Genomic DNA, 23,172 nt, shown 5'->3' on the forward strand with positions numbered 1-23,172 from the left:
TAAAAAATATGAAAAGACCTATTTTAAATTTCCTATTAGGAACTGTCGCAGTTGCGACGCTGTATTCCTGTAAAAAGGATGAAAAATATGTGTATCAAATAGGTGAGCCCAAATTGGAAGTGAAATCAGATATGTCAGCAGCTCACTTTGGAGACAGTTTAGTATTTCAAGTACATGCTTCGGATCAAGAGATTGCTTTATCGACTGTAAAAGTACAGTTGTTTTTTACAGATGACCAAGTGTCGGAAACCACTATACGAACAAAGGAAAATGGAGACTATTCTGGAAAGATCTTTATACCCTTCTATAAGAATGTGCCAAATGGTAAGGCAACGTTAAAATTTATTCTACAGAATATTAGTCAGAAAATGACTGAACAGTCTTATGAAATTGATTTGACTAGACCAGATTTTCCTTATTTGAATTTAGTAACAGAGTCTAAATCCTATAAGATGGAGAAAATAGGGACTAATGAATATGCGGTTACAGAAAGTTTTCCATCTTCAGTAAAGGGTTATATCCAGGCTCCAAAAGTAGGTGAGCAAGGAAATCTAATGAATTTTGGTTGGGTCAACAATACTGTTGAAATTGGATCTACGACTGAAATTCCTTTTACCAATTTAACTTCCGGTGTATATAGCATAAAGTTTAATACCTTGACTTATGAAGCATCGCCATTCATAAATATTTATTTGAATGGTAATTTATTAAGTCGCATGGATGATGATCATTTTAAAGGAGAGTTGGAGCTGAAAAATGGTGAACAGGTTACATTTGATGGTATCGACGATGTGAAAAACTGGTGGATTGATCCGGATTATTTCACACAAAAGTCAGATGGATCCATCAATTTTAACGGTATTAATGGAAAGTATCGTATAACGGTAGATTTTAAATTGAAGTATTTTCTTGTAGAAAGCATGGATGGAGCAAATCTGGCATCACTGAAAGCCGATGGTACAGGAGCTATCTGGATCATTGGAGAAGGTATTGGTAAGCCCGGCATTGCAACTAACCAAGTTGGTTGGAGCCCAGAGAGGGCTTTGTGCATGATGCCGATCGGAAACAAAAAATATCAAATTACCTTGAAGGCCGGAGAGTCCATTCATGCAAGTAATATCAACTTCAAATTTTTCCATCAAAAGGATTGGGGGGGCGAGTTTGGAGCAACAAGTATCAGTACAGATAATGATATGATTTTTATTGGTGACGGCAATAATGGCAGGGATTCGGGTAATTTAGGCATAGTTTCTGGTAAATCTCTTGCTTTAGGAACTAGCTATATTTTGACGGTAGATTTGAGTCAGGGTAATAGCAAAGCTATTCTGACAGTCGTGAAAAAATAAGCAAATTAAAGAAGTATATGTAGGCCTTTACTCATAATTGAGTAAAGGCTTTTTTATTGAATAGGTAAGTTAAAAATCACGATAGGGTAAAAAAAAACTATCATTTTGATAGTAGCCGATCATTTTGATATTGATATACAGTCTTTTGATTTTTTTATAATTTACTTAAACTGTTGTTTTATTGTTTGTTCGGTCTGTTACGATTATTTGGCACAAATTTCGTGTATCAATAGCAAAAAGAGAAAGTGGTTTTAGTGAATAAGAAGTTTTGGTTAGCTAATGATTGCTTTGAAAGTGATTGTTGGAATCATATAACAAAACAGTGACAAAAATATGTAGAAACTGATCAATATTCTGGGGGTTTTGATCGTTTTTTATATGTTGACAAGGTGATTTTTTAAGAAATTTAACAAGAAGATATAAATAAAAAAGGAATGGATACAATTAATGAAAATATAGCTACAGATTATATAACTGCTCATTACAAAGAAATAAATAATGAAATACGTCAGTTGTCCAACCATAAAAATTTCGCAGGGATTCTTCAGGCAGTCGTAAATTTTTTAAAGTCACAACTAACAAATGGACAAATACAAAAAATAGGTGACCGTATAAAAGTGATGGGCTGGCTTCATAAACGTGGAAATGATTATGTGCGGTTTATTATTGAAAACTTATTTGTGCGTTCTTTTGACAGTATGAAAAAAAGCTGTACACCGCCACAATGGGAGGATTTATATAGAAAATTTCCTCTGGATCTAAAAAAAGTTTATGCAGCACAAAAAGCAATGGCATACAGGTAAAATCTACTATTTAATAATAGAGAGGAATAATCAGATGCTTTACGGGTTGCATTGACTAAATACTTTGGATTGATTTAAAGATATACTAAAAATTGGGAATGTGATAGAATGCATTCCCAATCTTATTTCCTAAGTTGTTCTCATATTTACTGATGTAAATTCCGATTTATATTTATTCGAGTTCATATTTTGTGAGAAGAAGAACATTTTTATGCCGTGATATAGGACTTTAGGTCTTTCAATTGTTTGCGGTATGACCAACTACCAGCATATTCTGTCAGAATAAATAAAATTAATACAAAAACAAGACAAACGATAAATAAGTTTACTTGATCAGGGAATAATAACTCCATTTTATTTAGGGCTGGAATAATGCTTACCTTATTAAAATAACAATATAAAATGCCAAACCCCGATGCGATAAATGTAGTGATGTAATGAAAGCTTTTATAATTTGCTAGTTCTAATCGTAGCTCATGATAGAACGATCTTACATCTTGAATATTTTGAACATTGATGGTATTACATATTTTATAAAAAAAATAAAACCGGCTGAAGTAATAGCTGGTAAAAATGAACAAAATACTATAAAAGAAATAGTATATCAATGCTAGTTCTTTAGTAAATCCAAAATAAGTCGGCAAAAAAGCAAGTAAGAACATAGCCAGAACTTGTGCCGAAAATTCCATTTTCATTTTTGATTTGATAGATTGAATGATGCTTAACGTTTCCATATTTTTGGTTTTAAATTGTTATTGTTTAATTATTATACAGTAAGTAAGAGAAAATTATAAACGTTACACTTTTTTTTATTTCTTTTAAAACCTTGATATATAGGAAGCCCATTTTCGTCTTAAATTGTAAACTGCCATTACTTTTATGAATTTATTCAGACAGTTCTATCGTATCATTATTCTTGTATCTTCTTGCTAATTCATACCTTTGTCCTTGAAAATGGAGAAAAGTAGATTTTTTATAGAAGTAGCTTATTTTGGGAAAAATTACCATGGCTGGCAGGTTCAAAATAATGCAATTTCTGTTCAAGAGCGATTGAATGACGCTTTAGCAATTCTATTGCGTGTGCCAACAGAAACGATTGGAGCAGGTAGAACTGATACCGGTGTTCATGCCAAACAATTATTTGTTCATTTTGATGCAGATGCCACTGGAATATTAGCAAATCCGGATCGTTTTCTATATGCATTGAATGGTTTATTACCTCATGATATTGCCGTTAAATCTGTTTTACCTGTTCATGAAGATGCACATGCCCGTTTTGATGCGGTGCGTCGCTCTTATGAATATCACCTTCATTTCGAAAAAGATCCTTTTATATATGCATACTCTTCATTTTTAAGAGATATTCCCGATGTAGAAAAGATGAATAAAGCGGCCGAATTTTTGTTAGGGAAACAAGATTTTAGTTGTTTTAGCAAATCAAATACACAAGTTTTTACCAATATATGCACGATATCAAGAGCCGAATGGATCTGGGAAAGTGAAGGGAAACTTATTTTCCATATCACAGCAGATCGATTCTTACGTAACATGGTACGTGCTGTTGTTGGAACCCTGTTAGAGATCGGAATAAAAGGTAAACCAATTTCATTTATGGAAGAAGTCATTGCTAGTCAAAATCGTTCAATGGCCGGTACATCTGTACCTGCTCAGGGCTTGTATTTGACTGAAGTGGCCTACCCTTACCCTGTAAAATAGAAAAAGTGAGTCAAGAGAAAATAGTAGGAAAAACGTATGACGTCAATCTATTACGTCGGATGGTTAAGTATATGAAACCTTATGGTAACATATTCTGGATCTCCGTTGTATTGACCATCTTATTAGCAGCTGTTGCTCCGGCACTGCCGATATTGATCCAATATACCCTGGATAAATATATATTACAGTTTAATACATCCGGACTTAGTTTGATGTTTATTCTGATGATAGTATTGCTCATTGTGCAAACATTGGTACGCTACTATCATACCCTTATGACCAATACGCTCGGACAATCTGTAATTCGTGACATCCGTATTGAAGTTTTTAATCATATCACCAAGCTTAGATTAAAATATTTCGATCAGACACCATTAGGAAAACTGATAACAAGAACCATTTCAGATCTGGAAACCATATCCAATATTTTTTCAGAAGGGTTGATCCAAATTATTGGTGATCTATTGCAGCTCGTAGTTATACTCGGGGTCATGTTTTATACCGACTGGAAATTGACCTTGATTGTTCTCGTGCCGATGCCACTGATGATAGCTGCCACCTATATATTTAAAGAGGCTATGAAATCTGCTTTTCAGGATGTTCGGAAGTGGGTTTCCAATTTAAATACCTTTCTACAGGAGCATATCTCTGGAATGGGCATTATCAAGTACTTTGCCCGTGAAGAACAGGAGATGAATAAATTTAAAGATATCAATGGTCACCATCGGAATGCTCATATTCGTGCCAATTGGTATTTTTCAATATTTTTTCCAGTTTTGGAGATTATCATGGCTATTTCTTTGGGTTTATTGGTGTGGTTTGGAGCCAAGCAGATTTTAGGTGATGTCATCTCAGCAGGGGTCGTGGTCGCTTTTATCATGTATATAAATATGATCTTTCGCCCCATTCGCGAGTTAATAGATAAATTCAATACCCTACAGATGGGTATGGTGAGTGCAGAGCGTATTTTTGAAGTGTTAGATACCGATGAACATACACCGAATGGCGGAGCTTTAGAACCAGCACATGTTCGAGGAGAGATTGAATTTAAAAATGTATGGTTCGCTTATAACGATGAAAATTGGGTTTTACGTGATGTTAGTTTTAAAGTAGCACCTGGAGAAACTTTGGCATTAGTTGGAGCTACAGGAGCAGGAAAATCATCTACTATCAATATTCTGAGCCGGTTCTATGAAATTAATAAAGGTCAGATTTTACTTGATGGGGTTGATATTCGGGAGTATGAATTGAACTTTCTAAGGAAAACAATTGCAACAGTACTTCAGGATGTTTTCTTATTTTCAGATTCTATCTTACATAATATAGATTTGCATGACGAACATATCACACGCGAATCCATCATTTCTGCAGCGAAACAAGTCGGGGCACATGATTTTATTATGAGATTACCAGGTGGGTACGATTATCAAGTGCAGGAAAGAGGGGCTACACTGTCTTCAGGACAAGCACAACTGATTTCCTTTATAAGAGCTTTAGTACATGATCCGCGAATTTTGGTATTGGATGAAGCAACTTCATCAGTCGATACGGAAACAGAAGAACTTATTCAACATGCGATTGATAATTTAATGGTGGGTAGAACAGCAATTGTGATTGCACATCGACTATCGACAATTCAAAAAGCAAATAAGATCATCGTCTTAGAAAAAGGTGAGATCATGGAAGTGGGTACACACCATGAGTTACTAAATATCGATGGCTATTATAAAAAACTGTATGATCTGCAATTCCATTCTGCAGGAATTTGAAAAAGTAAGACCAAAGTAAGGGAAGCTTTCTTTACTTTGGTCTTATTATGTAATAGATGCTTTGCGTCCTCCTGTAAAAATCACCAAAAGAAGACAGTTATTATACAGACATTATATAACTGTTTTTTTCGATTGTCTCTTCTGCAGTGATATGTATATTAGCACTTATTTCAGAACCACTTCCAATTAAAACATTACTTCCAATACTGCTATTAGGGCCAATTGTAACAAAATCTTCAACAATAGTATTGCTTGCAATCACTGCGTTGCTACCAATAACACAATGGTTACCAATTTGAACATCAGGAGCAATGGATGCTCCAGGTAAAATAAGAGTGCCTTTGCCGATATCCGCTCTTTTAGAGACATGCGCTTTAGGATGTATCAGTGAACAGTATTTCCAAAAACAGTTTTCGGAAACAATTCTTTGTCGTAATCCCGAATCGAGAACAGCTACAAATACCATATCTTCTTCCTGATTTATCTCCTCGTGAAGTTCAACCGGATAATCAAAGACATCATTAATAAGCAATGATTTATCAATAAGACCTGCAATATCCAATTTAAGATCTTCTGCAGTTTCGACAGCAACTTTAGCGTGTGCTGTAGCGCCATAAATATATAACATCTCGCAAAAGTAAAAAATACCAAATCAAAAGCAGGAATTAATTGTTATTGTTATGTAATGTGTTATTTTTAAATTAGCAGTTCGCGAATATAGTAGTACAAGTGACCGTTAAGTCTAGTATAATCACATTGCAATACATTTGATTGTAACCCAAACAAAGACAATTTTCAATCTTATCTCCAGCTACAAAAGGGTGTTTGTATCGGAAATATATTGTGTTTGCAATCAAATTTATCTAAGTTTGTCATCAATCAATTTATATAAAAAATGATTCAACGTATTCAAACCATTTATTTGCTGGTAGCCGGACTTGTTTTGTTTGGCTTATTTCTGTTTCCATATGTTCATTATAATGATCTTGTAGGCCTTGGAAAAGATGTAAAAGTAACAGGTATTTATGGAACGTCGGCTGGTTTGCCAACACATGAAACTGGTTTTTATTATATCTTACAGATCATTGCAACGGTAGTAATTGGCCTGTTACCCCTATATACCATCTTCAAATTTAAGAATCGCAAAACTCAGATAAAATTGATTCTTCTGAATATTGTATTGATCATTTTATTAGGCATATGGTTATATGCAAGTGCAAGTGGTCATTTAGTAACGGTAAATCAGTTTTTAGGAGCAGGGACAATTGGTGTCGGCTTCTTTTTATTGCCGATATCCATTATTTTTCTATCCTTAGCATTAGGAGCAATTCGTAAAGATGAAAAATTGATCAAGTCTGCAGATCGATTACGTTAATAAGAAAAACAAGATTTAATATAGAAAGCTATGTATTCAGTACATAGCTTTTTTTAATTTTTAAAAATGAAACCAGCATCTGCATATTCTTCACAAATAGTAGTGAATATGCTCATGCTAGTTTGATTACAGTTAAAAACAGATTATATTCAATGAAAATAATAATAAAAGACCTCGTTATCATATGCATGTTTATTTTATTTGGACAGTTTGTGTATGCACAGTCCGATAAGATAGAAAAGGAGCCATTAGTAGTAGATGAAATTCAAGTTGATGTTAAAAGCGTCCAGATTGATGCTAAATTAAAGACTGCAACCGTAGAGCTTTTTCTTACCTCTTACAATAGAAATGAACGCGAACTTAAATTAAACACTTATGGTACGCAATTGGTTGATGTAAAAGGTAAAAAATATCTGTTCGGAACGCTAAGTCTAGGGAAAATTCTGGTAAAATTAGAGGACAAGCAAAACTACATTAACTATTTAATGAAAATGGATGAACCTGTATTGTTGACCCTAAAAATTGCAAACTGGGGAAAAGAAAAACCAAAAGAATTGATTCTTGTCTTTGAAAACAGTGAAGAAGAAGGTCACTATATAGAAACGGCTGTTCAATTATAATTGAACAGCCGTTTCTATATAAATTTAATAACTTATCTGCTGTATCGAATTTGTTGGCGATCCATCATACCCATCTGATCTTTCATCATTTTGATTTGATCGGCCAATAATTTACTCTTATCTGCTTTTTTAGCTTCCTGTAAATATTTCTCTGCCTCACGCTTATTACGTTTTGCCATTGCTATACCTGCTAAACTAAGTTTTGCTAATGCAATATTGTGATCCATATGAAGACCTAATGTCAATGCCTTTTTGAAATATTTCTCAGCTTGCATAGGAGCACGTTGCGATTCGATCAGGCCGATTAACATATTGTAATAACCATATTGAGCCGGAATTAACTGCTTTTCATAGTTTGTGATTTTATTTAACCATTTTTCAGCTTTTGGCATATCTTGCTTGCGAAGAAACCATTGCGCCAGTAACATATATTCATGGAAGAAAACTGTTACAAATCCGATTATTGTTAAGAATATTCCTAAAATACCCCATCCCCATTGGCCAATCCAAAATAAAGCAACTGTTCCGATTAATAGCACACTGCTAATAATAATTCTTACAAGATTTGACATAAGTCTATATTTAATGTAAATGTATATCGAGTTTAATTTTGCAAATATCCGTTAAATTGTGCGCTAAAGCAACTTGTTTTAGTTGTTATTTTGTAAAATTGTATATTTAGAATATGGGAAAACGTTTTGATAAATCTTGGGAACCGATTTTGGGCCCACTTTTAGGTCAGTCTTATATGGTTGATCTATCTTTTTTTGTGCAACAAGCAAGAGATAATGGACAAGTATTTCCTCCGCAAGATCTAGTATTCAATGCATTTCGATTAACAACTTTTGATTCTCTTAAAGTAGTGATTTTGGGTCAGGATCCTTATCACAACGATGGTCAAGCTCACGGTCTGGCATTTTCGGTTCCAGAGGGTATTGCATTACCGCCATCCTTAAAGAATATTTTTAAAGAATTGGAAACAGATATTTTGGACTTTAAAATTCCGAAATCAGGAGATTTATCGTATTGGGGCAAACAGGGAGTTTTATTATTGAATGCTACTCTTACAGTCAATGCACATCAAGCAGGGTCACATCAGAAAAAAGGTTGGGAAAAGTTCACAGATCAGGTTATTCAGGCAATTTCAGAAAATAAGGAAGCTGTAGTCTTTTTATTGTGGGGTGCATATGCACAGAAAAAGGCGAGCCTAATAAACGCTCAGAAACATTTGGTTTTGACAGCAGTACATCCATCACCTTTATCTGTTTATCGTGGGTTTTTCGGATGCAGGCATTTTTCTCAGACAAATGTCTTCTTACAGCAACGTGGAGAAAAACCGATTGACTGGAAATTGATCTAGCTATCCATCTCAAGCAGTCATAACTTCCGCTAGTAACGATTGCAGTTCTTGAGTAGAAATATGATGGAGATGATTTATTTTGATTTTTCGTTGCTTATAAAGCACATGTGTCATTTGAAGATGGCTGTCATAAGTTATTTTTAGATCTTGCAAACACGTTATTCTTTCTTCAATCTCACCGATAATCGCATATTCAAAAGTGCCGATTATGGTAAACCGCTGTATGAGTAACTGATTGTTTCTAAGCAACGATAGATCAAACCAGGCTCCTTCACCAACGCCACCGAGATATTGAGAACTCTCAGGGATATGAAGCGGTTTATGTTTAGATAACATGCTTCCGATACTGATGTCTTCAGGGAGTAAAGCAGCCTGTTTGCTGTATACGTTTTCACTTAGCTTTTTAATTAAGAATAAGAGTGATTGAACGCGAGACATTCTGAAATTCTGCAATCCATATTCTGGAGAATAACGGTAAATCATTTTGTTCTCAGCAGAATTGACAATATTGCTGATCGGACTAGCTTTAATAGTTTCCGGAAAATTAATTGGATGGGACCAGCAAAATTGGCGTGAAGAAGCAAACAGTAGCCGTGTAATGAAACGGGAGCAGTTATTGTTTCCTTTTGCCACTGCTCCGTAAGGATAGGAACCTTTCTGTACCCATTTATCTGCAAATGCTTTTGCATGGTCAAAGTTAAGTCCTTTGACAATAGAGAAGAAAAGTTCACCACTTCCCTGCATAGCAGGTTTCATATCTTCAAAATGAGCAACGATAGCCTCTAAATTTGAAATCTCCCCATTGTTGAACGTCGCTTTGATACTGATTGATAAAAGAGGGTCTGATTCCTTTGATCTTGTTCGTCCATAACCTCGCGGGGAGATATATCTGCCAAAATCATAATAAAACAAATCGCCTGTTTTTGAGGAAATGATAACAACACCAGTATGTCCAACCTTAAAATTTAAATTCTTAACGATCCCTATTTTTTTGAAAAACATCATCCATTTTTCATCACCTCTTATTGTGGCATCTGGCCAAGAAAGAATAAGTGCAAAATCAGGATATGGTGTAATAGTATCTGTCATAACTGTCTTGTAAAGATAATAAATATAATTTATTGCCTTCTCTAATGCTGTCACATGCGAAAAATAGTAATTATGAATAACTATTTTTTCACAGTTTTATTTATGATAAATTCATTATCAACACGTAACCTTAATCTACTTTTATCAGTCAAGTATATTAGAAAGAATATGGTATATCAATTATAGTAGTTGTCAAGTAATGAATGGAAAGCAAAATAACTGGTACTAAAATCGAGCCGATTTTTAAGTGGGACAGCAGATTTTTCGCTAAAGTGAAAATCCCTAAGACAGATCATAAAGGAAGTAATCCAAAATAGGGATGTATATATACGATGAAGAACATTGCCCATCAGCAGCAAGCAAAATGGACAATGTATTTATTCATTAATATTCCAAAGGAATAATAGGTTCTTTTTTACTTGTGGACATTATCATCATGGTCTGGAAAGTTTTTACAAACGGAATCTTAGCTATTTTTTCCATAATTACAGCTTCATATGCTTTAATATCCTTAACATATACTTTAAGCATGAAATCACAGCTTCCTGTTACGTGGTGACATTCAGTTACTTCTGGAATCATTTTAACTGCTGCCACAAATTCTGGGATAGCATTGTGTGTGTGAAAATCCAACGATATTTGTATGAAAGATTTGATTCCTAATCCTAATTTTTCTTCATCAACAAATGCGTGGTAGCTCTTTATAAATCCCGAATTTTCAAGTTTCCGTACTCGTTCCAATGTTGGAGCGGGCGAAAGTCCGATGCTTGAAGCTAGTTGCAGGTTGGTGATACGTCCGTTCTCCTGTAATAATTTTAGGATTTTTAAATCTGTTTTATCTGGCAAAAATGGCATATTCAACTATTTTTATTGGTGATATTCTGTAAATATACACAATTGTTCCAAATTTAATTTGGTGTTGTAGTGTGTTTTTGATTTTTAATTTTTTGTATAATCAAAAACAATATTTTAAACCATATGATATAGATTTTTGTTATGGTGAATCATTTGTTTGTAAAAAAAGAGCTACCTGTTAAGCTTAGAGTGCGTAAAAAGTGACATTCGTCACTTTTTTTATCAAAATGGGCGCTTAAACTACTAAAAGTAACGTTTTATTGGCATGTAAATCGTAACTTTGTCGTTCAGAAGATTGTGGGTTTTACCTGAATGCAATTTTTTAAACCGTGAGAGCGAACTATGAGTACTAAAGACGACGATTTACTAAAAGAGCTGGAGCTCGAAGAATATAAATACGGGTTCACAACAGACATCGAAATGGAATTTGCGCCGATTGGTCTTACAGAAGACACCGTGCGTTTTATTTCAGCTAAGAAAAACGAGCCTGAATGGTTATTGGAATGGAGATTAAAAGCATTCCGTCATTTTCAGACCTTAAAAATGCCGAAATGGCAAAATTTCGAAACACCAGAGGTTGATTTTCAAGGCATTTCCTATTATGCGGCGCCAAAGGCAAAACCGCAATTGAACAGTTTAGATGAAGTAGACCCTGAGTTATTGTCTACATTCGCTAAGCTTGGAATTCCTTTGGACGAGCAGAAAATTTTGGCAGGTGTAGTTGCCGTAGATGCTGTATTTGATTCAGTATCTGTGAAAACAACTTTCCGTGAAAAATTAAAAGAACAAGGTGTTATCTTTTGTTCTTTCGGTGAAGCTGTTCAAGAGCACCCTGAATTGGTTAAAAAATATTTAGGATCAGTTGTTCCTCAAACAGATAATATTTACGCCGCATTAAATTCAGCAGTATTCTCTGATGGATCTTTCGTTTACATTCCGAAAGGCGTTCGTTGCCCAATGGAATTGTCTACTTATTTCCGTATCAACGCACAAAATACAGGTCAATTTGAACGTACATTAATTGTTGCTGAAGAAGGCGCTTATGTCTCCTATTTAGAAGGTTGTACAGCTCCTATGCGCGATGAAAATCAATTGCACGCAGCAGTAGTCGAATTAATTGCAGAAAAAGACGCTGAAATAAAATATTCTACCGTTCAAAACTGGTATCCTGGTGATAAAGACGGTAAAGGTGGTATCTTCAACTTCGTTACAAAACGTGGTATTTGTAAAGGTGATAATAGCAAAATTTCCTGGACACAAGTAGAAACTGGGTCAGCAATTACATGGAAATATCCCGGTGTCATCTTAAAAGGCGATAATTCAGTTGGTGAATTTTATTCGGTAGCAATGACACGTAATATGCAAGTCGCAGATACAGGTACCAAGATGATTCACATCGGAAAAAACACCAAATCAAAGATTATTTCTAAAGGTATTTCTGCAGGCAAAAGCCACAACAGTTACAGAGGTTTGGTGAAAATCGGACCAAATGCAGATAACGCAAGAAACTTTACACAATGTGACTCCTTACTAATCGGAGACCGTTGTGGTGCACATACGTTCCCTTATATTGAAAATCGTAATAATACAGCAACTTTAGAACATGAGGCTACCACTTCAAAAATAGGAGAAGATCAAGTCTTTTACCTCAATCAACGTGGTATCGATTCGGAGAAGGCAGTAGGGTTAATTGTCAATGGTTACGCAAAGGAAGTATTAAACCAGTTACCGATGGAATTTGCTGTTGAAGCACAGAAGTTGTTGGCGATTTCGTTAGAAGGTTCAGTAGGATAGATAAAAAAATAGTTGCAACCAGAGTACTTGTTTAAAGTACCATGCGCAATACACAATACTAATAAAGAAATGTTAAGTATAAAAAATTTACACGCGTCTGTAGACGGCAAACAAATTTTAAAAGGTTTAAATCTTGAAGTAAAAGCAGGTGAGATTCATGCAATCATGGGTCCCAATGGTGCTGGTAAAAGTACTTTAGGAAATGTTTTAGCTGGTCGTGATGCGTACGAAGTGACAGAAGGTGAAGCTTTATTGGACAACGTTGATCTATTGGATTTATCTCCAGAAGATCGTGCTCGTGAAGGGCTGTTCTTAGCTTTCCAATATCCAATTGAAATACCAGGAGTATCGAACATTAACTTCTTGAAAACAGCAGTTAACGATATTCGTGCATATAAAGGTCTGCCTCCAATGGAAGCAAAAGAATTCTTAAAAACAGTGAAAGAAAAGCAACAGTTGGTAGAATTCTCTGCGAACTTGGCTAACCGTTCATTGAATGAAGGATTCTCAGGTGGTGAGAAAAAAAGAAATGAGATCTTCCAGCTGGCCATGTTAAATCCTAAATTATCTATTTTGGATGAAACAGATTCAGGTTTGGATATCGATGCTTTACGTATCGTAGCAAATGGTGTTAATCAATTGCGTTCTAAAGATAATGCTTTCGTAGTTATCACGCATTACCAACGTCTTTTAGATTATATCGTGCCAGATGTTGTTCACGTATTATACAACGGACGTATTGTAAAATCTGGTCCTAAAGAATTAGCTTTAGAATTAGAAGAAAAAGGTTACGATTGGTTAAAAGAATTAGACGCACAAAACGCATAATTACACAAATCTTGTGAAAGAATAGAGGTGTTAATTAGCGATTTGATTAAAATATAAAATGAATACATTAGTTTCAGAATCATTACTTCAACAAGTGTTGAGCAATTTTCAAGAGCAAGTAGCGGAGCCTACTTTTTTGTCGGCAATACGTCAGCAAGCTTTTGATCGCTTCTCAGCAGTTGGCTTTCCAACGGTGAAAGACGAAGAGTGGAAATATACCAATATTCATAAGCTTATCGATCAATCATATGTATTGAATTCGGATGTGGATATTGAAGGATTAGATTTTAGTGCCGGTGAAATTCCAAATTTGGATGCACACCGCATTGTGTTGGTTAACGGTCAATACATGCTGTTATTCTCTTCTTTAGAAGAAGAAAAAGGCCTTATCGTGAAAACGATGGAGGATGCTGTAGAAGAACCTGCTTTTCAAGCGCATTTTGCACAACATGCAGACAAAACTAGTAATCCTTTCGTAGCATTGAATACAGCTGGTTTTACAAATGGTGTTTTTATTGCACTTGCAAAAAATACAATTTTATCTAAGCCGATCCATATTATCCATGTTGCGACAGGTACAGAAGATTTCTTTTCACAGACACGTAATTTAATCGTGCTGGAAGCAAATGCTGAAGCAGAGATTATCGAGTCTTATATGACTGTTGCTGGTGCCGCTAAAAACATTCAAAATAAAGTATCAGAGATCATTGTCAAAGAAAATGCTAAAATGCAACATTACTATTTGCAAGTAGCGGAATCTGCGAGTAATTATTTCAATCATACGGAAGTATATCAAGAGAAATATAGCTTATACAATAACTATAACTGTAATTTTCCTGGAGCAGCTTTTATAAGAAATAATATCAACGTACGTCTTGACGCTGAAAATGTGGAAAGCCACTTATACGGTATCAACTTGACAGATGATAAACAGTTGGTCGATAACCACACAGAAGTGGATCATATGAAACCACATTGTGAATCTTACGAATGGTATAAAAATATTACGCAGGGAGAATCTGCAGCTGTTTTTAATGGTAAGATTTTCGTACGTGAGGATGCTCAAAAAACAAATGCATTTCAGCAAAATAATAACTTGTTGATCTCAGATAAATCTGCAGTTTATACGAAGCCTCAGCTTGAAATTTTTGCTGATGATGTGAAGTGTTCACACGGTTGTACAATTGGACAATTTGATAACGATGCCCTATTTTATTTAAGAGCTAGAGGTATTGGTGAAGAAGCTGCTCGTATCTTATTGGTACATGCATTTGCATTTGATGTAACGACTCGTTTCTCGAATGAGGTTGTTCGTCAATATGTCGAAGAATTAGTTGAAGAAAACTTAACTAGTAAATAGGTTAACTTCCTAGGTGCAATAAAATACTAGGTGCAATAAAATAAAAGCGTTTGAGCTCTAATTCAAACGCTTTTATTTCTAAATAATTTCAAGATCTGGATTTACTTTTAGTAATTCTTGTATAAATGAATCCTCAGAACGAGGATTTACAAAAACATCATCATATTTATTGAAATGTATTACTAAACCCTTCTGGTAAGGATTTAAAAAAGGGTAGATTCCTCTGATTTGATTTCGCTCTATTTTTCTAATTGTACTAATGGGGATTGTTTTTTTTTCTAAAAAATTGTTTAGCTGAAGAAATTCATTTGTAATATGATATTTTGGAGATATAAACATAGCATACCAGATAAATCCAAGCAATGAAGTTGATAATAGTGCTCCCAGAAAAAGTCCTTTATTAATACTTCCGTAGGAATTGAAAACAAATAAGGTAAGGATAATAAGTAACCAGACATAAGTTCCTTTACCAATTTTAGGGTGATAACTTTTCATAATCATTGTTTTTTGGCTTTAATTCCTTTAATATAGTGATTTTTTCACTTTTCTACAAGTATTAGTATTGCGCTTGATGCTTAATATATAATTTTAAACTTTGTAAGTTTTTAGGCTCTTTGTTGATGAATAAATATATAACTTCATTTTATTTTAAACGTAATCGATTTATAATCTTAGGGTTATCGCTATTTGTGATAGTTTCGATCTACGTCTTGATGTTTCGAGTCATTGACCATAGGTTACACACTTTAAACAAGAGGATTTTAAAAGAGATGTCATTTGAGAAATCACAATTAGTCCAAAAAGAATTCGATGATTTTGATTGTGTTTTCCATTTGATGGGGCTTGCTGCTGATGAAGGACAGCAAAAATTTATGAATAAACTGATTGATCAAGACAGTGTGCGACAGTTTCTCATTGCCTACACATATTGGAGATCTGATGGTCTTAATTTTTCAAAAAGTCTGGAATGGTATGCCGATCCGAAGGCCGTAGATCCCGTGATTAAGAGTACAGCATTACCAGAAGATTTCAGAAAAACAAAATTTATTAAAAGTGAAAAAGGGATGTATTTACATGTTTATGTCCCAACCGATGAGGGAATTCTTCAGCTGACACTAGATCTGCATAAACTGAACGCTTATTTTTGGGCTGGAAATCCAGGAACCCGGGCATATTTTGAAGTATATGATGCCAATGGAATATGTTTGATTTATCCTGATGAAAAACAAATAGGAAAAAAAAGAATAAAGAGCTGGAAGCAATATCCTGTGAAAAATAATCTGGTCATGTCAGACTATATTCTGATGGAAGTTCTGTTGGATGAATATAAATTCAAAGGAACATTTGAAAATAATCGATTATTTGTGAATGTGCTATTGATGCTGACAGAAGATGATGTACGTGATATTAGTAACAAGACATTCCTTCTAGGTGCTATAGGTATTGCTACCATGTTATTTTTTATGTTTTTGCTTGACATTCAAAATAGAAAAGCGAAGCGATTGCGGCTAAAAAATCTGGAATATCAAAAAGAAGATGCTTTGCTTCGCTTTGAAAATTTGAAACGGAAAGTAGATCCACATTTTCTGTTTAATGCTTTGGGATCCCTACAGCAATTAATTGGCAAAGATCCGGCTCAAGCAAAAGTTTTTGTTGGGAAGATGGCAAAAGTATACCGGAAGTTTTTAAGTGGTGATGAGTCAGGTCTAGCAACGATAAGAGAAGAATTGGCACTTGCAGAGGAATATTTTTTCATGCAAAAAATACGTTTTGGAGATACCTTAAGTCCATTGAAAATCAACGTCACTCCAGAGGTCATATCTTTATTTATTCCGAAATTCAGTTTGCAGATTTTAATTGAAAATGCCATCAAACACAATGAACTTCGTAAGGAGCAGCCATTATCAATTACGATTGAAGAGCAGGAAGGAAGATTGGTCGTTCGTAATACTGTATTGTTCAAAAACCCGGATATGGACGCCGCAGGTTATGGAACCAAAATGATAGCACATGTTTACGATTTTTACCAGGTACAAGGGTTTGAAATCCAGTATCATGATGCTGATTTTATTGTATATCTACCATTCATCCATATTGACAGTCGATAAAGATAAAATAATAATTTTAGAGCACTGGACTATTTCTTCCAGTAAAACTGCGGATTCACTCCTGAAATTCACGCCTTCACTCGGATTCGCTTTTTGGAACCATAATATATTGGCATCTTCACCACCCTATATCTATGAGTCCTATTTTAATTTAAACAAATGAATAATCTGCCTTTCAAAAGAAATTCAGCATTAGCAAGCTTTGGTTTCTTTTCTATTTTCATTCTCAATTCTTGTCAGCTGCTCAGTCCTCTAGGCTTAGGTAAAAAGAAAGATGTTGTCGCTGATTCCACAAAAAAGGATTCTGCTTTAGTTTACGACAAGTTTCTAAAAAATGCCAAAATTGATAGCGGGATTTTTAATGTTATTAATAAAGAGAAAGATTTCTTTTTCGAAATACCGGTTGAGAAACTGGATAAAGACTTTTTGTTGATCAATAAAATCTCTTCTGTACCCTTAGCTTTGAATGAAGCAGGTTTAAATAAGGGTATGAATTATGAAAATAAAGTAATACGTTTCTCCCTAAAAAAAGCGCGGAAAGAGATTTGGGCAAGTGAGCTCAAACCTCAGGTAGAAGTACCTAAAGAAGATGCGATAGCACGCTCAGTCGCCGATAATTTTACAGCATCTTTTATTGAATCATTTAAAATTGAAGGCTATAATAAAGATTCATCGTCAGTAATTATCAAAATAAATAAAGTATTTGATGGAACTGAGAAAAGTTTTAATGATGTATTTACCAATATTGGATTAGGTACTTCTCCTAAAACTGCATTATCATTGATCGATCAGATGAAATCATTTGATAACAACATCGTGATTCGCTCCATATTATCTACACGTGTCACCGAAGGGAATGAATCTATTCCAATCAGTTTAACCATCACTAGTAATATATTAGAATTGCCTAAAGATGCAATGAAGCCACGTTTCTCAGATCCTAGGGTAGGTTATTTTACTACTCCACGCTGGTATTTTTCAGATAAGCAGCAAGAAATGGAGAAAAGAGAACTGGTAACACGCTGGCGGTTAGAGCCACGTGAAGAAGATGTGGAACGTTATTTAGCGGGCGAACTGGTTGTTCCAAAGAAACCAATAGTTTTCTACATTGATCCAGCTACTCCACAGCAATGGCGTAAACAAATTATCGAAGGAGTGCACGATTGGCAAAAAGCCTTTGAAGAGGCCGGTTTTAAAGATGCCATCATTGCAAAAGAAGTTCCAAAAGGAATGGACTTTGATATCGATGATGCAAATACATCAGCCATCACTTATGCAGCTTCTCCACAGGCCAATGCGATGGGACCATCAGTTGTTGATCCACGTACCGGTGAGATTTTAGAAGCAGATGTAATCTGGTGGCATAATGTAATGACTGCTTTAAATACCTGGATGCGTGTACAGACAGGAACGATCGATCCATCTGTTCGCGGTAACGTGTTCTCCGATGAGAAAATGGCACATGCCATCCGCTTTGTATCATCACACGAGATTGGACATACATTAGGATTGAAGCATAATATGGGATCGTCTTTTAGTTTCCCTGTAGATTCATTGCGTTCAGCTTCCTTTACACAGAAGATGGGAGGGACAGCAACATCCATTATGGATTATGCCCGCTTTAATTATGTGGCACAACCAGAAGATCAAGTACAGGCTATTACGCCAGTGATTGGTTTATATGATAAGTATGCAATTGCCTGGGCCTACCGTTGGTATCCAAATAAGACTGCCTGGGATGAACTTCCATTGCTAAAAAAAGAAATTGAATCGAAGCAGGACAATCCTTACTATTGGTACGGAGAGCAACAGGACCCTAAAAATACAGTTGATCCAAGATCGCAGTCAGAAGATTTAGGAGACAATGCCATGCTTGCTGGTACATATGGGTTGAAAAATCTGAAACGTATCATGCCACAGATCATTAACTGGACGACTACTTCAGGTCAGGATTACTATAAAGCAGGTAAATTATATATGGCTGTTATTGGTCAGTGGTATGCTTATGCAGATCATGTTTCCAACAATATCGGTGGTATCTATCTCAATAATCCTGTTTTAGGTGACGGTAAAGACGCATATGCACCAGTGCCACGCCAGAAACAGGTAGAAGCATTAGCTTACTTAAAAGAAAACGTTTTCACTTTGCCAGAGTGGTTGTTCCGAAAAGAATTGATGACAAAAACATTTCCATTAAAAGATAGTCCAGTAGGTTCTTTCGAATATGCGCCTTATACATTAAAAAGAGAATTTCAATACAGCTTATTATATAATTTACTTCAAGATCAGCGCTTATTGCGCATGACCGAGATGGAACTACTTTTCGGACGTGCTCAAGCGTGGAGTGTAGAGGAATTTCTGAAAACATTACGTCAGGAGATATTTGCAAAAACTTTAAAAAAGCAAAACTTAGATATTGATGCCCGTATGTTGCAGCAGAACTATATCGATATATTATTGGTAACCAATAATAAAAGTATGGATAAGTTGAATACGAAAAAATTGTCTTTTGTAGATCAATTTATGAAAGTGGCTAAACCAGCGTTCTGTCCGATACATGCAACAGCACATACTAATTCTGATGAACATGATTTACGCAATGTGCATGTTTCAGGTATGAGCAGAACATCTGAAATGCTGACCGTGAAGCGAGCGGAATTAATCCAGATACAGAAGTTGTTGAAAGCAGCGCAGTCTTCAGGAGATTTTACCACTCAGGCACATTATCAGGACCTGTTAATGCGGATCAATAGTTCGTTAAATGTGAATAATTAACAAAAATCTATATATAAAAAACAAATGAACAAATTCTTACTCTTTGTCATCTTTTCTTGCGTGCAACTTACTTCGTATGCACAAGAAACGATAACCCTAAAGGGAAAAGTGTTGGATAGCAAAACACAAACACCGATATTAGGTGCTACAGTTTTTATTGAAAGCACAGCAGTAGGGGAATCTACGGGCGTAGTTGGTCAAATACAACAATCTGCATTGGGAGCAGTGACCGACAATGCTGGTAATTTTACGCTAACTGTACCGACGGACGTTAAATATTTTACGGTTTCCTTTGTAGGGTACCAAAATAAGCAAGTCCAGGTAGCAAAGGTATACAACACGATCTTTTTGGAGGCAACAGATAATGCTCTTGATGAAGTGATCGTAACAGGGTATACCAATATCAGTAAGGTCAAAAACACGACCGCTTATAATAAGCTGAAATTAGATGATATCAAGCAAACCGGTGTGTCTAGTGTTGACCAATTACTGGAAGGACAGGTAGCAGGTTTACAATTAAGCAATCTTAATGGTGGACCAAACAGTGCACCAAAGATTCGTATCCGCGGTACCGTATCCTTAAATGGAACACAAGATCCACTATGGGTAATTGATGGTTTACCGATCGAAGGAACTGCATTGCCCAATACTTTCGATAAAGATAATTTGAACAATCTGTCGAATTTACCGATTGCAGGTATCAATCCAGATGATATTGCGGATATTACCGTATTGAAAGATGCCGCGGCAACTTCAATTTATGGCGCTAGAGCTGCCAATGGTGTTATCGTCATTACAACTAAAAAAGGTAAAAAAGGACCTACACAGGTTTCTGTATCGGCAAATAGTTTCGTTACGCAAAAACCTGATTTTACGAAACTCAACCTGATGAACGCATCAGAAAAGGTTGAGTTTGAATTAGGGATGGCCAATCGTTCGGATTTGACTTACCGTACTAACCAAGGCGCTATTGCTCGGTTGTTGAGTGCTAATAATGAATTAGATTCTTATCGTAAATTTGGTATAACGGGCCTTTCTAAAACAACACAAGATGCGATCAGTCAATTGCGCAGTCAGAGTCATAACTGGGGAGATGAATTGTACCGTACTGCATTAAATCAGCAATATACAGCAGCAATATCTGGAGGATCTGATGGACATGATTTTTATTTATCAGGTGGATTCTATGATGAACAAGCAGCTACCAAAGGGGTCGGAATGCGTCGTTATTCATTGACTTTAAATAATAACTTTAAGATCAGTAATAAGCTAAAGGCTGGTATCAATTTATTGGGATCATCTACAGATCGTAATAATTTCATTCAGGATCGTGATGCATTTACAAACCCCAATACCTATGCACGGACAGTTAACCCATATTTGACGCCAAGAGACGCACAGGGTAATTATGTGTATGACCAAGATATCGTAGGCTATGAAAGAGATACCTATATTCCTTTCAATGCTCTAGAAGAACGTGCAAATACAAATTATAATTTGAATAACAAAAGCTTAAAAGCGATTGCAAATTTAACCTATCAGATTTTGCCATCGTTATCTTTACGTACTGAACTGGGTTTGCAATTTGAAGAGTCAGGCACAGAGCGTTTCGCTGACAAGGAAAGTTATAATACAAGAAAGTTTAGGGCACAAACACGTTATTATGATAGTGCTTCAAAAACAAATAAGTATTTTTTGCCTGATGGCGGGCAAATCCAGAATGATAAGAACAGTATTTTTCAATACAACTGGAAATCTTTTGCTCAATACAACTTGAAATTCGATGATCACCATGATATTGAAATCATGGCAGGTACGGAGTTGAGAAGATCTAAAAATACGGGTATAATGACACGCGGTTTTGGTTACAATCCAAAAACATTGACAACTCAGCCTATTTTGTTCCCATCTAGTAATTATGCGACTGATAAAAAATATCAGCAATATGTTAAAACAATAGGTGAATCTTCTTATGCATCATTTTATGCAAATGCTTCATATAGTTATGATCGTAAATATAATATATATGGTAGTATCCGTTACGATGGCTCCAATATGTTTGGTGTAGATCCTAAATATAGATTCTTACCCATCTGGTCACTATCGGGATCATGGAATGCAAAAGAAGAAGATTTCTTGAAAGATCAGGAATGGGTTTCTAATCTGAAATTTCGTGGTTCTTACGGTATACAAGGTAATATTGATCGTAATTCATATCCATTTATTATCGGTACATATAGTAATGGATCTATGTTGCCTGGAAATAACGAAGAAAGCATTGTTGTTGACATGCCTGCTAATGATAAATTACGTTGGGAGCGTACACAGTCCTGGAATGCAGGTTTTGATTTCGGAATTCTAAAAAATAGAGTACAGTTTACGGTTGATTATTATAATCGTTTATCGACAGATCTAATTGGTACAAGTCAATTGCCATTAGAAAATGGATTCCCGAATGTATCACGCAACTGGGCATCTGTTAGCAATGATGGTATTGAATTCTCAGTTAATAGCCAAAATATCGTGCGTGATCGTTTCTCTTGGTCGACAGATTTTAATATTGCACATAACCGTAATAAGTTGAAACGTGTGATGGCAGATCCGACAGCTTACAATGTAGATGCGCGTGCAGGTAATCCGATCAATGCGATGTATGAAATTGAGACAGCTGGTTTGGATGCTGATGGTTTGCCTCAGTTCTACAACGATCAAGGAGCTGTCGTATCATATGAAGATTACTTTCAATTGTTTGATCCCTATGCAGATATGGCGCCGGGTCTTTTTGTAAATTCATCGATGAATAACAATGAATATCAGAATAAATTTAAATACAAAGGTAGTATGGACCCTAAATTTGTTGGTGGTATGACAAACAGGTTCCGCTATGCTAATTTTGATCTAGCTGTTTCAGTTGTATTTAATATTGACCAATGGATGAGACGTAGTCCAACTTATAATCCAGCCATTGTAGATCGCGGATCCAATTATACAAAAGATGTACTGCAGGCATTGACTCCAGGCTCAAAAGATTTTATTGCAATAGGTTCGACAAGCGCTGAAGCGAGTGATCGCTGGATGGCCTACAGCTGGATGGATGGTAACGATCCATCAAATGCTTTTAAATATTTAGATATCTGGTCTAAAAAGATGAGTTATTTACGTGTCAATAGCATCCGTTTAGGTTATACTTTGCCAAAATCAGTAGCAAATAAAATTCAGGCATCTAATATCCGATTTAATATAGAAGGACGTAACCTGTTTGTTTTTGGTAATAATTATGATGGATATTTTGATCCGGAAACGTTTGGTAATAACTATGCACAACCCATCTCCAAATCATTTGCTTTTGGTTTAACAGCATCATTTTAATTAAG

The 23,172-nt window shown here is 35.4% G+C and carries 19 protein-coding genes; 13 read left to right on the plus strand and 6 right to left on the minus strand.

Going from position 1 to position 23,172, the window contains the following annotated elements:
- Nucleotides 1-8 precede the first annotated feature (8 nt).
- Together WH188_RS12495 and WH188_RS12500 are read left to right on the plus strand one after the other, a co-directional pair.
- A complete protein-coding gene (locus tag WH188_RS12495; protein WP_168127646.1) occupies nucleotides 9-1,346 on the plus strand; it encodes a DUF5125 domain-containing protein in 1,338 nt (445 codons plus the stop codon).
- Between the two features lie 434 nt (nucleotides 1,347-1,780).
- Nucleotides 1,781-2,149 carry a DUF7674 family protein gene (locus tag WH188_RS12500; RefSeq protein WP_021190059.1) on the plus strand — a complete coding sequence of 123 codons (369 nt, stop codon included), beginning with the start codon at nucleotides 1,781-1,783 and terminating at the stop codon, nucleotides 2,147-2,149.
- Between the two features lie 209 nt (nucleotides 2,150-2,358).
- On the opposite strand, the gene WH188_RS12505 is transcribed toward WH188_RS12500, so the two are convergent.
- The gene (locus tag WH188_RS12505; RefSeq protein WP_168127645.1) at nucleotides 2,359-2,883 is read right to left on the minus strand and encodes a hypothetical protein; all 525 of its coding nucleotides are present in this window, start codon (nucleotides 2,881-2,883) and stop codon (nucleotides 2,359-2,361) included.
- A gap of 220 nt (nucleotides 2,884-3,103) precedes the next feature.
- On the opposite strand from WH188_RS12505, the gene truA reads away from it, so the two are divergent.
- A complete protein-coding gene (truA, locus tag WH188_RS12510; RefSeq protein WP_206368547.1) occupies nucleotides 3,104-3,865 on the plus strand; it encodes a tRNA pseudouridine(38-40) synthase TruA in 762 nt (253 codons plus the stop codon).
- Nucleotides 3,866-3,870: 5 nt separating this feature from the next.
- A complete protein-coding gene (locus WH188_RS12515) occupies nucleotides 3,871-5,634 on the plus strand; it encodes an ABC transporter ATP-binding protein (RefSeq protein WP_168127643.1) in 1,764 nt (587 codons plus the stop codon).
- Between the two features lie 100 nt (nucleotides 5,635-5,734).
- Here the strand turns inward: WH188_RS12515 and WH188_RS12520 are convergent, their stop codons facing one another.
- Nucleotides 5,735-6,262 carry a PglD-related sugar-binding protein gene (locus WH188_RS12520; RefSeq protein ID WP_168127642.1) on the minus strand — a complete coding sequence of 176 codons (528 nt, stop codon included), beginning with the start codon at nucleotides 6,260-6,262 and terminating at the stop codon, nucleotides 5,735-5,737.
- Between the two features lie 267 nt (nucleotides 6,263-6,529).
- On the opposite strand from WH188_RS12520, the gene WH188_RS12525 reads away from it, so the two are divergent.
- Together WH188_RS12525 and WH188_RS12530 are read left to right on the plus strand one after the other, a co-directional pair.
- The gene (locus WH188_RS12525) at nucleotides 6,530-7,009 is read left to right on the plus strand and encodes a DUF4293 domain-containing protein (RefSeq protein ID WP_168127641.1); all 480 of its coding nucleotides are present in this window, start codon (nucleotides 6,530-6,532) and stop codon (nucleotides 7,007-7,009) included.
- Nucleotides 7,010-7,161: 152 nt separating this feature from the next.
- Complete coding sequence (locus tag WH188_RS12530; protein WP_168127640.1) at nucleotides 7,162-7,629, plus strand: hypothetical protein; 468 nt, start codon at nucleotides 7,162-7,164, stop codon at nucleotides 7,627-7,629.
- Nucleotides 7,630-7,661: 32 nt separating this feature from the next.
- Here the strand turns inward: WH188_RS12530 and WH188_RS12535 are convergent, their stop codons facing one another.
- Complete coding sequence (locus WH188_RS12535; protein ID WP_021192435.1) at nucleotides 7,662-8,201, minus strand: tetratricopeptide repeat protein; 540 nt, start codon at nucleotides 8,199-8,201, stop codon at nucleotides 7,662-7,664.
- 113 nt (nucleotides 8,202-8,314) lie between these two features.
- Here WH188_RS12535 and ung point away from each other — a divergent pair, with 113 nt between their 5' ends.
- Nucleotides 8,315-8,989, plus strand: a complete 675-nt coding sequence (ung, locus tag WH188_RS12540; protein WP_168127639.1) for a uracil-DNA glycosylase — start codon at nucleotides 8,315-8,317, stop codon at nucleotides 8,987-8,989.
- A 9-nt stretch (nucleotides 8,990-8,998) separates the two neighbouring features.
- Here the strand turns inward: ung and WH188_RS12545 are convergent, their stop codons facing one another.
- Both WH188_RS12545 and WH188_RS12550 read right to left on the minus strand, forming a co-directional pair.
- A complete protein-coding gene (locus tag WH188_RS12545) occupies nucleotides 8,999-10,078 on the minus strand; it encodes a DUF6695 family protein (RefSeq protein ID WP_168127638.1) in 1,080 nt (359 codons plus the stop codon).
- A 384-nt stretch (nucleotides 10,079-10,462) separates the two neighbouring features.
- Entirely contained in the window at nucleotides 10,463-10,933 is a 471-nt protein-coding gene (locus WH188_RS12550) for an Lrp/AsnC family transcriptional regulator (RefSeq protein WP_021192431.1), read from the minus strand.
- Nucleotides 10,934-11,275: 342 nt separating this feature from the next.
- Between WH188_RS12550 and sufB the strand changes: the two genes are divergently transcribed.
- The 3 genes from sufB (at nucleotide 11,276) to sufD (ending at nucleotide 14,915) form a co-directional block, all read left to right on the plus strand.
- Nucleotides 11,276-12,727: a Fe-S cluster assembly protein SufB gene (sufB, locus tag WH188_RS12555; protein WP_021192430.1), complete on the plus strand. Its 1,452-nt coding sequence runs from the start codon at nucleotides 11,276-11,278 to the stop codon at nucleotides 12,725-12,727.
- A gap of 69 nt (nucleotides 12,728-12,796) precedes the next feature.
- Nucleotides 12,797-13,555 carry a Fe-S cluster assembly ATPase SufC gene (sufC, locus tag WH188_RS12560; protein WP_021192429.1) on the plus strand — a complete coding sequence of 253 codons (759 nt, stop codon included), beginning with the start codon at nucleotides 12,797-12,799 and terminating at the stop codon, nucleotides 13,553-13,555.
- 58 nt (nucleotides 13,556-13,613) lie between these two features.
- Complete coding sequence (sufD, locus tag WH188_RS12565; RefSeq protein ID WP_168127637.1) at nucleotides 13,614-14,915, plus strand: Fe-S cluster assembly protein SufD; 1,302 nt, start codon at nucleotides 13,614-13,616, stop codon at nucleotides 14,913-14,915.
- Between the two features lie 78 nt (nucleotides 14,916-14,993).
- On the opposite strand, the gene WH188_RS12570 is transcribed toward sufD, so the two are convergent.
- Nucleotides 14,994-15,410 carry a PH domain-containing protein gene (locus tag WH188_RS12570; protein ID WP_165905865.1) on the minus strand — a complete coding sequence of 139 codons (417 nt, stop codon included), beginning with the start codon at nucleotides 15,408-15,410 and terminating at the stop codon, nucleotides 14,994-14,996.
- Nucleotides 15,411-15,685: 275 nt separating this feature from the next.
- Between WH188_RS12570 and WH188_RS12575 the strand changes: the two genes are divergently transcribed.
- The 3 genes from WH188_RS12575 to WH188_RS12585 all read left to right on the plus strand — a co-directional run bounded on the left by WH188_RS12575 (nucleotide 15,686) and on the right by WH188_RS12585 (nucleotide 23,167).
- The gene (locus WH188_RS12575) at nucleotides 15,686-17,023 is read left to right on the plus strand and encodes a sensor histidine kinase (protein ID WP_165905864.1); all 1,338 of its coding nucleotides are present in this window, start codon (nucleotides 15,686-15,688) and stop codon (nucleotides 17,021-17,023) included.
- A gap of 159 nt (nucleotides 17,024-17,182) precedes the next feature.
- Entirely contained in the window at nucleotides 17,183-19,798 is a 2,616-nt protein-coding gene (locus WH188_RS12580; protein ID WP_168127636.1) for a zinc-dependent metalloprotease, read from the plus strand.
- Nucleotides 19,799-19,822: 24 nt separating this feature from the next.
- A complete protein-coding gene (locus WH188_RS12585; RefSeq protein ID WP_168127635.1) occupies nucleotides 19,823-23,167 on the plus strand; it encodes a SusC/RagA family TonB-linked outer membrane protein in 3,345 nt (1,114 codons plus the stop codon).
- Nucleotides 23,168-23,172 lie beyond the last annotated feature (5 nt).

The sequence above is a fragment of the Sphingobacterium sp. MYb388 genome, from assembly GCF_037479535.1.
Lineage (GTDB): Bacteria > Bacteroidota > Bacteroidia > Sphingobacteriales > Sphingobacteriaceae > Sphingobacterium > Sphingobacterium anhuiense.

What these genes read in the sequence shown, in the direction of transcription:
- WH188_RS12585 (WP_168127635.1), top strand. Translation starts at nt 19,823, where the DNA reads ATGAACAAATTCTTACTCTTTGTCATCTTTTCTTGCGTGCAACTTACT.
- sufD (WP_168127637.1), top strand. Translation starts at nt 13,614, where the DNA reads ATGAATACATTAGTTTCAGAATCATTACTTCAACAAGTGTTGAGCAAT.
- WH188_RS12575 (WP_165905864.1), top strand. Translation starts at nt 15,686, where the DNA reads ATGTCATTTGAGAAATCACAATTAGTCCAAAAAGAATTCGATGATTTT.
- WH188_RS12500 (WP_021190059.1), top strand. Translation starts at nt 1,781, where the DNA reads ATGGATACAATTAATGAAAATATAGCTACAGATTATATAACTGCTCAT.
- WH188_RS12495 (WP_168127646.1), top strand. Translation starts at nt 9, where the DNA reads ATGAAAAGACCTATTTTAAATTTCCTATTAGGAACTGTCGCAGTTGCG.
- WH188_RS12525 (WP_168127641.1), top strand. Translation starts at nt 6,530, where the DNA reads ATGATTCAACGTATTCAAACCATTTATTTGCTGGTAGCCGGACTTGTT.
- WH188_RS12520 (WP_168127642.1), bottom strand. Translation starts at nt 6,262, where the DNA reads ATGTTATATATTTATGGCGCTACAGCACACGCTAAAGTTGCTGTCGAA.
- WH188_RS12535 (WP_021192435.1), bottom strand. Translation starts at nt 8,201, where the DNA reads ATGTCAAATCTTGTAAGAATTATTATTAGCAGTGTGCTATTAATCGGA.
- WH188_RS12570 (WP_165905865.1), bottom strand. Translation starts at nt 15,410, where the DNA reads ATGAAAAGTTATCACCCTAAAATTGGTAAAGGAACTTATGTCTGGTTA.
- WH188_RS12550 (WP_021192431.1), bottom strand. Translation starts at nt 10,933, where the DNA reads ATGCCATTTTTGCCAGATAAAACAGATTTAAAAATCCTAAAATTATTA.
- WH188_RS12545 (WP_168127638.1), bottom strand. Translation starts at nt 10,078, where the DNA reads ATGACAGATACTATTACACCATATCCTGATTTTGCACTTATTCTTTCT.
- sufC (WP_021192429.1), top strand. Translation starts at nt 12,797, where the DNA reads ATGTTAAGTATAAAAAATTTACACGCGTCTGTAGACGGCAAACAAATT.
- WH188_RS12530 (WP_168127640.1), top strand. Translation starts at nt 7,162, where the DNA reads ATGAAAATAATAATAAAAGACCTCGTTATCATATGCATGTTTATTTTA.
- WH188_RS12580 (WP_168127636.1), top strand. Translation starts at nt 17,183, where the DNA reads ATGAATAATCTGCCTTTCAAAAGAAATTCAGCATTAGCAAGCTTTGGT.
- sufB (WP_021192430.1), top strand. Translation starts at nt 11,276, where the DNA reads ATGAGTACTAAAGACGACGATTTACTAAAAGAGCTGGAGCTCGAAGAA.
- truA (WP_206368547.1), top strand. Translation starts at nt 3,104, where the DNA reads ATGGAGAAAAGTAGATTTTTTATAGAAGTAGCTTATTTTGGGAAAAAT.
- ung (WP_168127639.1), top strand. Translation starts at nt 8,315, where the DNA reads ATGGGAAAACGTTTTGATAAATCTTGGGAACCGATTTTGGGCCCACTT.
- WH188_RS12505 (WP_168127645.1), bottom strand. Translation starts at nt 2,883, where the DNA reads ATGGAAACGTTAAGCATCATTCAATCTATCAAATCAAAAATGAAAATG.